General features: G+C 49.2%; 13 protein-coding genes. 5 read left to right on the top strand and 8 right to left on the bottom strand.

Annotated features, from left to right (window positions below):
- The first annotated feature begins 10 nt into the window (after nucleotides 1-10).
- Nucleotides 11-910, top strand: a complete 900-nt coding sequence (locus FN124_RS20450) for a LysR substrate-binding domain-containing protein (RefSeq protein ID WP_142686603.1) — start codon at nucleotides 11-13, stop codon at nucleotides 908-910.
- Between the two features lie 79 nt (nucleotides 911-989).
- On the top strand, nucleotides 990-1259 hold the full coding sequence (locus tag FN124_RS20445; protein ID WP_142686602.1) for a hypothetical protein: 270 nt from the start codon (nucleotides 990-992) through the stop codon (nucleotides 1257-1259).
- A gap of 147 nt (nucleotides 1260-1406) precedes the next feature.
- Here the strand turns inward: FN124_RS20445 and FN124_RS20440 are convergent, their stop codons facing one another.
- The 6 genes from FN124_RS20440 to FN124_RS20415 form a co-directional block, all read right to left on the bottom strand.
- Nucleotides 1407-2483 carry an oxidoreductase gene (locus tag FN124_RS20440; protein ID WP_142686601.1) on the bottom strand — a complete coding sequence of 359 codons (1077 nt, stop codon included), beginning with the start codon at nucleotides 2481-2483 and terminating at the stop codon, nucleotides 1407-1409.
- Between the two features lie 70 nt (nucleotides 2484-2553).
- Nucleotides 2554-3132, bottom strand: a complete 579-nt coding sequence (locus FN124_RS20435) for a Crp/Fnr family transcriptional regulator (protein WP_142686600.1) — start codon at nucleotides 3130-3132, stop codon at nucleotides 2554-2556.
- A gap of 72 nt (nucleotides 3133-3204) precedes the next feature.
- Entirely contained in the window at nucleotides 3205-4812 is a 1608-nt protein-coding gene (locus tag FN124_RS20430; RefSeq protein ID WP_142686599.1) for a tetratricopeptide repeat protein, read from the bottom strand.
- Between the two features lie 27 nt (nucleotides 4813-4839).
- On the bottom strand, nucleotides 4840-5847 hold the full coding sequence (locus FN124_RS20425; RefSeq protein ID WP_185937284.1) for a PorP/SprF family type IX secretion system membrane protein: 1008 nt from the start codon (nucleotides 5845-5847) through the stop codon (nucleotides 4840-4842).
- A 454-nt stretch (nucleotides 5848-6301) separates the two neighbouring features.
- Nucleotides 6302-7018, bottom strand: coding sequence for a DUF92 domain-containing protein (locus FN124_RS20420; protein WP_142686597.1), 717 nt, complete (start codon nucleotides 7016-7018; stop codon nucleotides 6302-6304).
- A 69-nt stretch (nucleotides 7019-7087) separates the two neighbouring features.
- Complete coding sequence (locus FN124_RS20415) at nucleotides 7088-7843, bottom strand: MBL fold metallo-hydrolase (protein WP_142686596.1); 756 nt, start codon at nucleotides 7841-7843, stop codon at nucleotides 7088-7090.
- 70 nt (nucleotides 7844-7913) lie between these two features.
- On the opposite strand from FN124_RS20415, the gene FN124_RS20410 reads away from it, so the two are divergent.
- The 3 genes from FN124_RS20410 to FN124_RS20400 all read left to right on the top strand — a co-directional run bounded on the left by FN124_RS20410 (nucleotide 7914) and on the right by FN124_RS20400 (nucleotide 10382).
- On the top strand, nucleotides 7914-8774 hold the full coding sequence (locus tag FN124_RS20410; RefSeq protein WP_260607532.1) for a phosphatase PAP2 family protein: 861 nt from the start codon (nucleotides 7914-7916) through the stop codon (nucleotides 8772-8774).
- Between the two features lie 68 nt (nucleotides 8775-8842).
- On the top strand, nucleotides 8843-9586 hold the full coding sequence (locus tag FN124_RS20405; protein WP_142686595.1) for a hypothetical protein: 744 nt from the start codon (nucleotides 8843-8845) through the stop codon (nucleotides 9584-9586).
- Complete coding sequence (locus FN124_RS20400) at nucleotides 9564-10382, top strand: SUMF1/EgtB/PvdO family nonheme iron enzyme (protein ID WP_142686594.1); 819 nt, start codon at nucleotides 9564-9566, stop codon at nucleotides 10380-10382. The genes FN124_RS20405 and FN124_RS20400 overlap by 23 nt, the downstream gene beginning before the upstream one ends.
- Here the strand turns inward: FN124_RS20400 and FN124_RS20395 are convergent, their stop codons facing one another.
- Nucleotides 10383-12209, bottom strand: a complete 1827-nt coding sequence (locus FN124_RS20395; protein WP_142686593.1) for an alpha-1,3-galactosidase-related protein — start codon at nucleotides 12207-12209, stop codon at nucleotides 10383-10385.
- Between the two features lie 36 nt (nucleotides 12210-12245).
- Nucleotides 12246-13505 (bottom strand): NRAMP family divalent metal transporter, encoded by a 1260-nt coding sequence (locus FN124_RS20390; RefSeq protein WP_142686592.1) that lies wholly within the window; start codon nucleotides 13503-13505, stop codon nucleotides 12246-12248.
- Between the last annotated feature and the right edge of the window lie 522 nt (nucleotides 13506-14027).

Raw genomic sequence — 14027 nt, 5'->3', positions numbered from 1 at the left:
ATTTGCGCACATGCTATCTAACCGTCACCAGATCTTTATGGAAGTAGCCCACCAGAAAAGCTTTTCAAAAGCCAGCCAGGCCTTATTCATTTCCCAGCCTGCTGTAAGTACCCATATTAAAGGACTGGAAGAACAGTATAAAACCAAACTGTTTGAAAGAAAAGGATTACAGATAGAACTGACCGAAGCAGGCCAGCTGCTGTACAACCGCTTGCTTACAGTACGCCATATTCAGCAGGAAACGGAATTCGATATTTCGGTGATCCACGACAAACAACAGGCTACCGGCATGCTCAACCTGGGCGCCAGCACCACCGCCGCGCTGTATATATTACCCAAAGTGATGTCTGCCTTTCACCGGGAATACCCCCTGGTAGATATTTCACTGCTCAACCGGAACAGTGAAATAGTATTGCAGGCGCTGCTCGACAAAGAAATCAATATCGGCGTTACGGAAGAAAAAGGACAACTGAGCAATATCACCTACCAGCCTTTTCTGAAAGACCGGATTGTAGCCGTGTGCAGTCATGATAACCCGCTGGCCCGCAAAAAGAACTACCCACTGAAAGATATCCTGCAAATGCCCGTTGCCATCAGGGAACGTGGCAGCGGCACACTGGAAGCGCTCAAAAAAGGACTTCAGAAAAGCAAGATCCGGCTGAACGATCTCAAAATAAAAGTAAGACTGGGAGGAACCGAAGCCCTGAAAAATTTCCTGCTGGAATCCGGCTGCGTAGGATTCCTCTCTACACGCTCTATTGCAAAAGAACTGCAGCACGGGGAACTGACCATCCTCAGCTTCGATACATTGCGGATAGAACGCAGCTTTTATTTTATACAGCGCAAAGGCGAAACCAGCGATCTCAATAAACGCTTCATCAAAATGGCCAGGTCCATTTATAATTATTAATTATAGGTCATAATATTTTCATATAGCCAGGATTATAAGCTAAGGGCTACATTTGAGCCATACAAAATAACCTGCTGACATGAACATGCTTTTTTATTACGACGAATTATACAAAGCTGCTGTAGAAAGAATTAATAAGCTGGTAGATATTTCTGTTGCCCAGAAAAACGCCCTGATCCAGCGGTTGAAAAGCCAGGCGCCATTTTTGGCTACCACTACAGAAGATATAGATCTCGTAGCCCAGAAGATGATGAACTCCCTGGGCATGGTATTGTGCCCGGATGCCGCTGCAGACTTTGCCGGAGGCAGCAAGCTCCTCGAAATGGAAATGCTGAACAACGGCGAATAACCTATCGCCTCTTTTGTGGTTAAAATTTCCCCTGCCGGGGAAATTTACCAGGTCCCGGGCAACCTGATCAATGTACGGGGAAATTACCCGGCCAGGGGAAGCACCTGTTAATGCACCGGGAATTTACCCTTTCCACGAAAGAACCTATCATTGTACCGGCGGGAAAGGTTCTGCCATGGCGCGCTCAAAAGCAATGAACGGCGTCCCTGCCGCTACACGTGCTGGCCAGTCGGGGTTGGCGAGTGCCGCCTTTCCAAGGGAAATAAGATCAGCATGCCCTTCCGATAATGCCCTTCCGGCCACGGCCAGCTCTTCCATGCCGCCGTTGGCAATTACCGGCACCTGTACTATACGTTTAGCCATTCCCGTAAGCGTTTCCCCGTGCGCATAGGCGCCCAGCTTTTCCCAGGTGCTGCCTTCTCCTGAAATATGCACATAATCCGGCGCCGTTTTTTTCACTTCTTCCAGCAAGGCAGTTGCAGTAACGGCGCCATCCGGCCAGCGATAGCTGAAGTTATTCACTTTGCCTTCCGACAAGCGCAGCCCGATAATAAACTGCGGAGGCACCACCTGCCTGATGGCAGTAATAATTTCAGCGATGATACGGAAACGGTTGGCTACAGATCCACCGTATTCATCCTGCCGCAGGTTGGTGTATGCCGTTAAAAACTGGTCGGGCAGGTACCCATTGGCGGCATGTACCTCTATCCCGTGAAAACCGGCAGCTACCGCGTTAACAGCCGCTGCGGCATATCCTTTCACAGCGGTGGCAATATCAGCATGCGTCATAGCGGCAGGCACCGGGAAAGGGCCATCGCCACCGCCGTAGGAGCGCAGCTTACGGCCCAATGGTATTACTGCAGAAGGCGCCAGCGTATGCTGTAAATGCTGTGATAGGGCGCCGGCATGCATCAGTTGCGCGATAAATAAACTGCCGTGCGCCTTTATTTTCCCTGCCAGCTCCCGCCAGCCTGCCACCTGTTGGGGAGTGGCTAATCCCGGCTGATGCGGATATGCCTGGCTGGCTACTGTATCTGTATATAGTCCCTCCGTGATAATGATCCCAAAGCCACCGGCAGCAAAGCGTTCATAGTAATCGTGCATAGCCGCTGTGGGAATACCCTGCAATGTAGCGCTGGCGCGACTCATAGGCGCCAATACAATCCTGTTCTTAATGGTTTGCTGCGCCAGCGTAAGCGGCGCCAATACCGGATGTGTGCTCATATATAAAACTTTAGGGCAAAGTTGTGCACTTCCTCACCTTTGAAAAATGATAAATGATAAGAAATCGTGGTTATAACGATTCCTTTGCGATCTTATGCCGTAAACGGCTCAATGATTCAGGGGTAATACCCAGGTACGCCGCCACCTGGTGCTGGGGCAGGCGTGTTTCCAGGAAAGGGTACCGGCTTACAAAACTGCGGTACCGTTCTATGGCCGGCTTTTGCAGCGACAGGATACGGCGCTGCAGGGAGACATAGCCACGCTGGGAAATAATGCGGTAATAACGCTCCACTGCGGGTATATCGTCAAACAATTGTTCCAGCTGCTGCCGGTTGATACGCAGTACCTCGCCCCCTTCCAGCACGTCAATATTAAACAGGGAGGGAGCCCCGGTAAGCAGGCTGTCGAGATCAGTGACCCACCAGCCTTCTACACTGAACTGTAATACATTTTCCCTGCCGGCAGCGTCTCTTTCGTATTGACGGCAACAACCTTTCAATACAAAAAACTCGTGCCGGCAAACATCGCCTTCCCGCAACAGGAATTGCCGGCGCCGGGTACGCACAGGCTCAAAATAACCGGGAATACGTTTCATATCCGCTTCGCTCAGCGATACATGTTGAAGGATACTGTTGATCAGCAGGTTCATTTTTCAAAGATAGCCCCGCGCAGGAATGCTTCAAAGAAATAATCCTGCCGCACTTACATCTCCCGTAAATAATTACTGTTGTACCGGGCAAATATCTTTCTTCAATATCTCCCCTTCCTTCATGCCACGTGTAGTGAATGGAATGGTTTCCATGCGCCGGCCACCGGGATAGTGGATACGGATCTCATAGTCGGTATCTTTTTCCAGTGTGAGCGTGATTTCACGGCCGGGCTGCCCGATAAAGCACCAGCCAATTTGCCGTTGTTTGTTATAAATATAAATACACGCTTCGGCCAATGGCGCACAAACTGTACCTGTGAAGGGGATCACCAGGCCGGGGGGTACCTGGTTAAGCGTATACGTATATACGGGAGGCGTGGTAATACTATAGATATCATCACTTCCTTTGCCGCCGGTCCGGTTGGAAGCAAAGTAAGTGTTCCCGTTAGCTTCGGCTACAAAATAAAAATCATCGCCGGGGGAATTGGTCGGGTAACGGAGATTTTCCGGTGCGCTCCACTGTGCTTTACTACCGGAGCTGTGGAAGATATCCAAACCACCCATGCCCGGCCACCCTTTACTGGAAAAGTACAGGCTGCCATCGGGCGCTATAGTGGGAAATTCTTCTGCTTCAGGTGTATTGATGCCGGGTCCGCAGTTGACCGGCGCTCCCCATTTCCCATCTCCCTGTTTTTCGCTGTACCAGATATCCGTAGCTCCTTGTCCGCCGGGCATATCAGCTGCAAAATAAAGCGTGTTGCCATCCTTACTGAGTGCGGCATGGCCTACAGAATATTCATCAGGTTTGTTATAGGGAAAGGGGATCAGTTCTCCCCATTTGCCGTTTGCATCTTTAACCGAGGAAAATAATTCCAGGCGGCGGTAGCCATACTTCACCTTATTTTCCTTTACGGCAGGAATACGGCGGTCGGCGTTTGTCATGGTTACATAAGCAGTGCGGTAATCTTTATCAAAAACAGCCGGCCCTACATGGTATTTCGACCAGTTAAACGCCGGCGAGAAATCATTGATATATACATTCCCGTAATTGGCTGTATCGCCTATATAAAGGCCCTGGTAATCGGCACGGGTACGGCCATATACATTCCTGTTGAAATGGCTGCCATTCTGCAGCTGGTTACGGTACAATGAATCCGATACAAACACAATGCCGCCGGGGTAGCCGGTGGCGCCCCAGTCGGACCCGACAGTGTTGAGCCTTTCCACATTACGGATGGCCACCGGTGTGGGCGACTGTATCCATTCCTGTGCGACGTCGCATCCGGCAATGCGGTTTTTCACCCGTTCCTGGTTACCTGTTTGTGCATACTGTGTGTAAGCGGCTTTTGCTTCGGCGTATTTACCGGTGCTTTTCAGCATATCACCATAATACAGCCCTGCATCGGCCGGGGCATCGGAACGGGTCAGCAGTTTGGCATACCAGCCGGCGGCGGCTTCATATTCATTCATATGCCGGTAGGAATCGGCCAGTCGTTCCAGCACCAGGGTGCTGGTTTTATCCTTTTTCTTTGCGGCAATCCTTTCATACAGGGATGCCGCTTTCGCATAGTCGTATTTATCGTAATAAACAGCCGCCTGCTTATCCAGCGATAATTGTTCCTGTGCCTGTAAAAACTGTATGGAGAAAGTAAGCAGTATTATACCAGCATATTTTTTCATAGCGTCTGTTTAAATGAATAGCCTGTTTTAGAAGTATCTCGGACTGATCACCCTGGCTTTTTTACCGGGGAATAAATAACCGATGGATAGTTCATGTGATCCGCTCTGGAAAGACGACATTTTGCTTACTGTAAGATCATAGGCGTATCCTAACCTGAATTGATTGGTGATATTAAACTGTACCAATATACTGGCCGCGTCCAGCTGTTCAAGGTCTTTATCCAGCGCCGGCTTGCTCCATATTTTCACACCGGTGCGGTAAGAGCCACCCGCCCAAAGCCGGTCGGCGATAAGGAACAACGCGGTAAGATCCACATTGGTAGGTCCTTTAAAGTCTTCTTTTACCAGGATAGATGGCTTGAACTTTACCGTTTCAGACAGGTCGAACATGATACCGGCGTTTACATAGAGGTGCTGTGTTTTACGGATGGTTTTATACTGGTATCCTTTCCAGTAGTAGCGGGACGCATCCGTGTAAAGAGAAAAAAGGTCCATTACGGAGGCACCCACGTAAAATTTAGGGGTGAAGTAATAGATGCCAAACCTTGCATCGGGGATCCAGGTAGATGCCCTGCCCATAGGAATGGTAGGATCGTTGTCGTCGTGGTATACAAGGGCATTGCCATCAATGGCGTATTGGGTAACGCCCGCTCCCACCCCCAGGCATAAACGTTTGTCGCCGTCTTCATTCAGCGGTATACGGTAGGAGTACATCCCGTAAATAGAGGTAGCGTCCTGCGGGCCAAGCTTATCGTACATTACCTGCAGGCCCAGTCCTACCCGGTTATCCCTGGAAGCGTTCAGGGAGCCGTCTAAAGATACACCACCTGTTTGAGGCCCACCCGGGAAATTCACCCATTGTTTCCTGTAAATGGCATTGGCAAACAGGTCTTCCTTGTAACCTGCATAGGCAGGGTTCACGCTCAGCATATTAAAAACATACTGGCTGAACTGTAAGTTCTGCTGCGCCTGGGTTAATACCGGCTTATACAGGAGCCCCGAAAACATCAGCAACAGCATTAACTTTGATCTCATGTTCATGCTCATACGAAATCCTTTAAGATATCAGTAAGTAATAAATGACCCCGGTAACCGGGTGCTGCTAACCAGTGCTGTACATTCTTTCAGTATGAAGAAGTATATCATTATTGAGGTCTTTTCAGTCCGGACATCCTGAAACCGCCATCTTCGTTCGGGGGTATTAATTGGGGACGAAGGTCACTATGCTGCTTTTGGTCGACAGCATCCTTTTCATCAGATCTTTCAGGATAATAGTTATACTTGCTTTTCTTCCATAGAATATGAGCTACCAATCTGTTTTGCGTACAGCAACGCAAGATACCTTCATAGCAACCTGAAGAGTACCTTCCAGCCATTACAACAATAAAACCGGCAAAAGGTTTAGTAAATTTTTTATCCGGGGAAATTAACTTTGCAATTACGCAGGAGTCCTTCCTATAAGTGCCGCCCGGTAAAGAACACTTATCTGTTACAACAGGTACAGCAGCATGGCCGTAATAGCGCCAAACAAAGTATTTCCAAAGTTCACTGTATCATTGCCGATTATGTGTTTCCGCTCCAGCGTAGCACCCAGCAGGGAATCCACCAGGTTGCCCGCAATACCTGCAATGGCTACAAACCATACGCTTTCGTCCATACCAAAACAGATACCGTAAAGCAGTGCCAGGATACCTGCTCCCGCTGCACCCAGCAGGGTGCCTTCCAGGCTAACCACGCCGTCCAGTCCTTTGGCTTCTTTTTCAAAGGTGAGGATATTGTAGAAGTTACGGCCGTACACCATTCCCAATTCTGACGACAACGTATCTGCGGTTGCCGCAGCCAGGCTGGCCGCCAGCATCATCTGGTACATATCGTCGATGTCGGGGTTTATTAATGCCAGCAAAGCCATAATGGCGGCTACTCCTCCATTGGCAAACACCTGGCCGGCGCTCCGTTGCTCCGGGTGGGTTTGCCCGGGTAATATTTTCAGCTGTTTTTTGTGAGAGGTGGCAGCTACGCCCATTATAAAAAAGGCGCCAAGCAATAATAACCCACCATAGCCGGTACCGGCTACCACCAGCAGGCCCACAACGGCCGCCATTACGCCACCGCCGGGAGTGAGCTTACGCTTTTTCACGCACAGCACGGCGATGGCGATAATAACGGCCAGTGTGATAATTGTTTCGAAGAAAAAAGATAAATGCATAATGAGCCGCAAAACTATACAAATATCCTGTAGTTATGCTTTTCGTAGGTACATAAACGATAGTTCCAATTATTTCGCATACCAATCGCGCAGCCTCACATCAATTCCTTTGTTGCCTGCATCCACCAGGCTTTTGAACTTATTTACATCACTGAGCCCGTCTTTACCGCGGTAATGATAAGGATATACTACCTTGGGCGCAAAGGCCAGTACAGCATCTGCCGCTTCTGTTACATCCATTGTATAGGGCAGGTTCATACACACGAAAGCCACGTCAATATTTTTCAGCGCCCTCATTTCAGGAATGCCCTGGGTATCGCCGGAGATATAAATGGATTTGCCGCCTGCTTTCAGCACATACCCGTTACCCCTGCCTTTGGTATGCATGGCAGTGGCGCTTTCAGGAAGATTGTACATCGGGATGGCGTTGATGGAAATTCCTTCCACCTTTTTTGATTCACCATTCTTCAGGGTAATCACCTGGGCAGCAGGTATGCCTTCCAATTTGGCGGTTACCACTGCCGGCGCAATAATAAGTGTGTGGGCCTTTTTCAGGGCATTGATAGTAACCGGGTCGAAATGATCGCCATGAATATCCGTTACCAGGATGATGTCCGGCGCCGCCAGGCCTTTATGTGGTTCAGCGCCACCCGCGGGGTCCACATAAATGGTTTTACCGGCTACTGACAACACCAGATCCGCATGATTAACGGGCTGGATGGTAAGCGGGCCTTTGGAGGTAGAGATCACGTCTGGCGTAACTCTCTGTGCCATAGCATTGCCGGTGGCAAGCAATAATAAAAGCGCGAAGAAACAGTTTTTCATACTACTGATAATTATAGCCCTAAAGTTAAACAATTCCGGCGCTGCTCCTCTTTAAAAAAATACTACATTCGTGCTCTCTGCAAAGTATTCACTGATGGGATTCCGGCTTATTTTCCTTTTACTGTTTGTTTTTTCTTTCCGCGTACAGGCGCAGTCCGACAGCAGCCTGCCCGTTATTCAGGCAGACAGCAACCATACAAATATCAAATCCGGCGATACCCTGATACGGTACCGCATAAACGGCGTTTACCTGGGCAGCATCTGGCAGGATTTAAAATACACAGTGGCAAGGCCTGCGCACTGGCAGAAAAAGGACTATATCCGGCTGGGCGTAGTAGCCGGTGTAACAGGCGTATTGCTGGCAGGGGATTATGGTACGAAGCAATTCTTTGTGCGTCATCAGTCGAATTTTGTTACCAGTGTAACCGACCAGATAGAGCCCTTTGGCAACGCCTATTCCCCCTACCTTGTAGCCGGCATGTATGTAGCGGGCGTTCTTATAAAAGACCGCAACCTGGAGCACGGCGGGCTGATGGCCGCTAAATCGCTGATCATCTCCACCGCCATTTATGCCACCCTGAAAAGTATTATAAGAAGAGGGCGCCCTACCTATTATGATTCTCCGTTCAGCTTTAACGCTCCTTTCAGTAAGGATAAACAACATACCTCCTTTCCTTCAGGTCATAGCCTCACCGTAATGACCGTAGCTACCGCCTTTGCAGAGCTGTATGGAAAAGATCATCCCTGGGTGCCGTGGGTATCTTATGGTATTGCCGGTCTCACCGGCGCCACCCGCCTGTACGAGAACCGGCACTGGAGCAGCGATGTATGGGTAGGCCTGGCATTAGGCCATTTTGTAACAAAAAGCGTTTTCCGGCATCACCGGGAACTGGAGCATAAAAAGGCTATGCAGCTGAGGCTGGCGCCGTGATGCGGATTTTGTCTGAGTCAGACAAAATCCGTGTATCTTTCCATAAGTTTTAATTCCAAAAGTATTGTATGAAGAAGATTGCAGCGGTTCTTTTATCCGTATTTGCCTACAGCGTTTGTTTTTCCCAGGAAGATGGAACATGGGTGGAGCCCAGCAAGGAAAGCCAGGCTTATCACGAATACCGCCTGAAAATAAGCAGGCCACCGGATGGACTGGAAAAAGTGCTGGCCCTGGTGGCCAAAGCCGGATCAGATGAAAACGACAATGTTGCTTTGCCCCAAAAGGAATATATGGCGTTATCCATGCGGGAAAAGCTCACCTATCACCTGATCCATGCTGAATCGTATAGCCAGAACTGTGATGCCATGCCTCCTGTCCCGGATGAACATAAAAAGATCTTTGCGCAACTACCGGATGCCTTCGGCGAATACAGCTGGAGTCAGCGCCAGTCGCGCTTCCTGGCGGCTAACCGCGATTCCGCCATAGCGCTCATCAGCAGTTCCATCCAGCGGAGCAACCGGGTAGGCGTTAATTATAAGAAGGCGATCATTGAAGTCAATGGCCGGGAAATGATCCCGTTGCTCATCAGCACCTATAACAAGGATCATAAAGATCATGATATACTTACCTTGCTGATGATACTGATGAAGAATAATGAATATGCGCCTTTCCTCTCCTCTTCCTCTTACAAAAAACTGTATGCCGATGAAAGTACCAGTTACCAGGCGTTCCTGAACTTCAACACTGCCAATGAAGCGCTGATCATTGAGCGGGCTACTGCATTTTACAATGGGCTTCCTAAAAAAGGTTAGTACTGCATTACTGGTGTTAGGCAGCTACTGCTGCTTTGCGCAAACGCCGGGTGGTTACGTGCTGGTACCTGCCGGCAATTACCATGTTGGCGGGCACCGGCATATGCTCAACCCGGCGCGGCGGGTAACCGTGGATAGCTTTTATATTTCCGTATACGAAACCACCAACCGGCAGTTTGCCGCTTTTGTGGCAGCCACCGGTTATATCACCAATGCAGAGCAACGGCATGATGCATTGGTATTTGCCCCAGGCCTGCGGGAGTTTGAATGGAACAATGATTCTACCGCCTGCTGGCGGTTTCCCAATGGCGTAAGCGCCGGTGGCATTGAAAATAAAATGGAGCATCCCGTTACCTGCATCAGTTACAACGATGCGGTGGCCTATTGCAAATGGGCCGGGGTAAGGCTTCCTACGCTGGATGAATGGGAAATTGCTTCCCGGGCAGGCACTGCCACCACTTATTTTTTTGGAGAGAAAAAAGCGTCTATAGGCCGCTACGCCAACATATGGCATGGGAAAGACCATTTGCAGGCCGACAGTTCAGATGGTTACCTGTACACGGCGCCTGTTGGCAGCTTTCAGCCCAATGCCTGGGGCCTGTATGATATGTACGGGAATGTATTCGAATTTTGTTCCGGTAAAATAAAACCGGATGAAAGCCCAACCCTGGCGCATGCCCGCGGCGGGTCCTGGTGGTGCAGTCAGGCTTCCTGCTCCTTCTTCAACTCCGTGGATATAGGCCGTGTACATAAACGGGCCTCTTTCAGCAACCAGGGTTTCAGAACGGTAAAATAATTATGGCCTTACTTCCACCGGCAAGTCTGTTTTTACCGTTTTAGTTTTCATGTCCTGCAACAACACCATTGGTTTAAAAGGCGCCTGCCATTCATTACCGTTTATTTTTACCCCTTCACAGGCGGTAAGCCGGAAAGCAGGGCGTGGCGCTCCCGGGGGCAGGAAGTTGTTCAGCCAGGTAACACGGTTACGGGTAAACGATGAGTTGCCGGTACTGCGGGCTGTTAACACCGGGTAGTCGTAGATCCTGAATTCATTATCTTCTATCCTGATGTTATGATGCACCATATAGCCCTTCAGTAACTGGTGGTTTTCCGGTGCTATGGCAATCACATAATTGTTATCCGGCGACAGGTTATACCCGCATCCTTCAAAGGTATTACCGCTGATCTCCACATCTGTTACCGGCCCTGATTCAAACCAGCTGGCTGCATCGTCTGCAATGAGGATGGCATGCATGCCTGTCCGGTAAAACCGGTTTCCCGCTATCACCACTTTTTTACGGGTGGTTACCAGCAATCCCCTTGTATTCACCGCCTCAAACAGGCAATTCCGTACCGTGAGCGATGGTACCCAGGTGATATTCTCAAGACAGTCGCCGGCAATGATGCTTTCCGGCAGGTCTTTGTCCAGCGTCACTTCCATTTCCCTTTCACTGATCATGCGGGCTGCGGTCACCCGGCCTTTGGCGTATCCTTCCAACGTAGCCGCATGTACGAAACCGATGCTGTCGCCGGCAAAGAATGCCTGGAACCCATACGTCTGGTGGTGCATAAAACGCAGTTTCAGTACCCGTGGACCAGGTTTGCCGGTAATGACCAGGTGAGTGCCATGCACATTCACCGGATCGTCGTGCAGCCCTTTAAAATGCGAATCTGTAATGGTAATATCTCCTTTGCAGCCGGAGAAGTGCATCCCGTCGGCAAAAGCAGCCATCACGCGGCCGCTGTTTTCACCGGGCATAATCTGTATATGACTGTAGTGAAGATCTTCAGAGAACTGCGATACAATACCAAGACCATGCATATAACGCATGTTGATATGTTCCAGCCGAACGTTACGGCAATGATTGATGAAGGCGCCTACCTGGTCGCGGATACCGTCCCTAACCGTAAATACATTGCCGGGCCCGCCTTTGAAGCCGGAGAAATCACCGTTGAACTGCACCGTATGGGGAGCTATGGTAACGGCTTTACTTTTTTGAAACGGGGCCCAGGAAGAATAGGTGTAGACACCTTTAGCCGTATCGGCCAGTACTGCATGGAATATCTTCATGCCCCAGCGGGGACCATGCCATTCCAGGTGCTGATCAATAATACTGTACCTGGAATCCGGATGTATGGCGGCAATCACCATTTGGGGAGTGACTGTTTTCAGCGTCATCTCCGACATGGAAGGGCGTTCCGCATCTATGGTTACATGCCGCATAGTGATATGTTCGCAATGGTCAAATACCCAGGTGGTCATCTTCCCATGAAAAACAAATTCCGCTCCATTGCCTTCAATGGTAAGATCTTTGAAGTGCTCAAAGAACAACCCGATGGTCTTCGTTTTCTCAGGCACTTCTGTTTCGCTGGAGGTGTTGGAAATAAAATATACTTTCTTCACGGCGCTGTCAGGGTAAAAGTCGTAACGTCCGGGGGCAAACTCCAGTATAGCCCCGGGCTTATCCTTACAGGCTGCAATGGCCTGCTGCACGCGCGTGGTGGCGTCTGTGAAAGTATTCGGCGCAAGACCAAAACTATTTACGTGTATACGTTCCTGTGAGATAACGGTTAAAGAGAACAAGATACCGGTACCGGTAAATACCTTTCTTAAAATATTCATTTCGCTGGCAGTGATTAAAAATATCAAAACGGGAAATCAGAACAGGAACCAGATCATGGCCACCGCGGCGGCAGTCATTAATAACAGGGTAAGTCCGCCCAGGATATTGGACAGCTTCGAATTGGTATGTTCTTTCATGATCTTCTTATTATTACCTATATGCATGATCATCACAATCATTACCGGGGCTGTAAGCCCATAGGCAATAGCGGTGTACAACAACGCCTTTATGGGGCTCACACCCAGGAAATCGAGCGATAGCCCTACTACCAGGGAAATGATGATAGAAATATAAAACGGTTTGGCCTGGGAAAACTTTTTATCCAGGCCGGCCTGCCACCCCAGTGTTTCTGCCAGCATATACGATTGAGAACCTGCCAATACAGGGATGGCCAGGAGCCCCGTACCCAGTACCCCGGTGGCAAAGATCAGGTAAGTAAGCTTACCTGCCAGCGGTTCCAGTGCTTTAGCGGCCTGGTCTACCGTATCTATTTCCCTTACACCGGCGGGAAACAGCACGCTGCCGGCGGTGAGGATAATAAAGAACATAACCATATTGGAGAATAACATCCCGGTATTCACATCTGTTTTCATTTCGCCCAGTATCTTTTTATCTACTACAATGCCTTTACCGTTGTGTGCCTGGTCTTCTGCTTCCATAGTGGTTTGCCAGAAAAAGAGATAAGGCGAGATGGTGGTGCCAAGAATAGCCACGATGATAGAAAAGAAATCCTTGTTATACTGGATAGTGGGAATAAAAGTATGTTTGGCAATATCACCCCAGTCCTGTTTTATCATAAAGGGCACGATAACATACAGGAGCAGCGACAGGCAAAGCCATTTCAGGATCATCGCAATTTTCTCATAGGAAAACTGTATGATCACGAACATCATAACGGCAGTGATCAACACACAAAAAACTGACACCGGCACTGCCGGGAAAATCATGTTGCACACTGCGCCCATGCCCTGGATATCGGCGCCTATGTTCAGCGTAATAGCGGGGAAGCTGAACAGCAGCATAATGTATAGTACCGGCCGGGGATAATTATTTTTAAGCGTAACGGTCAGGCCCTGGCTGGTAACGAGCCCAATGCGGGCGCACATGCCCTGGATAGCCGCCATCAGCGGGAAGGTGAGCAAGGAAGTCCATAAAGTAGCCAGCCCGAATTGTGCGCCGGCCTGCGAATAAGTGGCAATACCGGACGGATCATCGTCACTGGCGCCGGTAATAAGCCCGGGGCCCAGCTTTTTAAAGAATACAGTCAGCTTGTTGGGAGTAGCTTTTTTATCCATACGGCAAGTTAATGGAAATCCATCGTTTTTGCTAACCAGATCCTAAGGCACCCGCTCCCACTGGAAGCCGGAATTGTTGACCACACGGATGCTACCGGTAAAACCCGCTCCATTTACTTCCGGGATCCCAATGGCAACCTGCCGGAGGTAAGTAATTATATTTCAAAATAAACATCCCGCGTAATATTGTTTTTATCCCAAAAACGATATACTTTTATGTTGCGAATGAGAATCATCCAGTTTGTTTGCAGCTTTTACCCGCTGTAACTGAACATGGACCCTATAACCAAAATTTGAACACGCTGTACTGATTGTTTTTGCTGATTAATTTACCGTAGATATCCATGGTGGTGGCGTTGCCAGCTACGGCCGGGTTTCTTTTATTAAATCATTTACATAACAGATCACTGCACTGGTTCCCGTAAGGTTCCGGGAAATATTTCTGTTGAACAACAAGATCATCTTTAAACCAAAATCTGAATAACATGAATAAGGCGGGCGCCCATGCTGCATAATACCCGA

This window comes from Chitinophaga polysaccharea, assembly GCF_902150045.1.
Classification (GTDB): Bacteria; Bacteroidota; Bacteroidia; order Chitinophagales; family Chitinophagaceae; genus Chitinophaga; species Chitinophaga polysaccharea_A.
This window is presented reverse-complemented; position numbering and strand designations above follow the sequence as displayed.

What these genes read in the sequence shown, in the direction of transcription:
- FN124_RS20450 (WP_142686603.1), top strand. Translation starts at nt 11, where the DNA reads ATGCTATCTAACCGTCACCAGATCTTTATGGAAGTAGCCCACCAGAAA.
- FN124_RS20445 (WP_142686602.1), top strand. Translation starts at nt 990, where the DNA reads ATGAACATGCTTTTTTATTACGACGAATTATACAAAGCTGCTGTAGAA.
- FN124_RS20440 (WP_142686601.1), bottom strand. Translation starts at nt 2,483, where the DNA reads ATGAGCACACATCCGGTATTGGCGCCGCTTACGCTGGCGCAGCAAACC.
- FN124_RS20435 (WP_142686600.1), bottom strand. Translation starts at nt 3,132, where the DNA reads ATGAACCTGCTGATCAACAGTATCCTTCAACATGTATCGCTGAGCGAA.
- FN124_RS20430 (WP_142686599.1), bottom strand. Translation starts at nt 4,812, where the DNA reads ATGAAAAAATATGCTGGTATAATACTGCTTACTTTCTCCATACAGTTT.
- FN124_RS20425 (WP_185937284.1), bottom strand. Translation starts at nt 5,847, where the DNA reads ATGAGATCAAAGTTAATGCTGTTGCTGATGTTTTCGGGGCTCCTGTAT.
- FN124_RS20420 (WP_142686597.1), bottom strand. Translation starts at nt 7,018, where the DNA reads ATGCATTTATCTTTTTTCTTCGAAACAATTATCACACTGGCCGTTATT.
- FN124_RS20415 (WP_142686596.1), bottom strand. Translation starts at nt 7,843, where the DNA reads ATGAAAAACTGTTTCTTCGCGCTTTTATTATTGCTTGCCACCGGCAAT.
- FN124_RS20405 (WP_142686595.1), top strand. Translation starts at nt 8,843, where the DNA reads ATGAAGAAGATTGCAGCGGTTCTTTTATCCGTATTTGCCTACAGCGTT.
- FN124_RS20400 (WP_142686594.1), top strand. Translation starts at nt 9,564, where the DNA reads ATGGGCTTCCTAAAAAAGGTTAGTACTGCATTACTGGTGTTAGGCAGC.
- FN124_RS20395 (WP_142686593.1), bottom strand. Translation starts at nt 12,209, where the DNA reads ATGAATATTTTAAGAAAGGTATTTACCGGTACCGGTATCTTGTTCTCT.
- FN124_RS20390 (WP_142686592.1), bottom strand. Translation starts at nt 13,505, where the DNA reads ATGGATAAAAAAGCTACTCCCAACAAGCTGACTGTATTCTTTAAAAAG.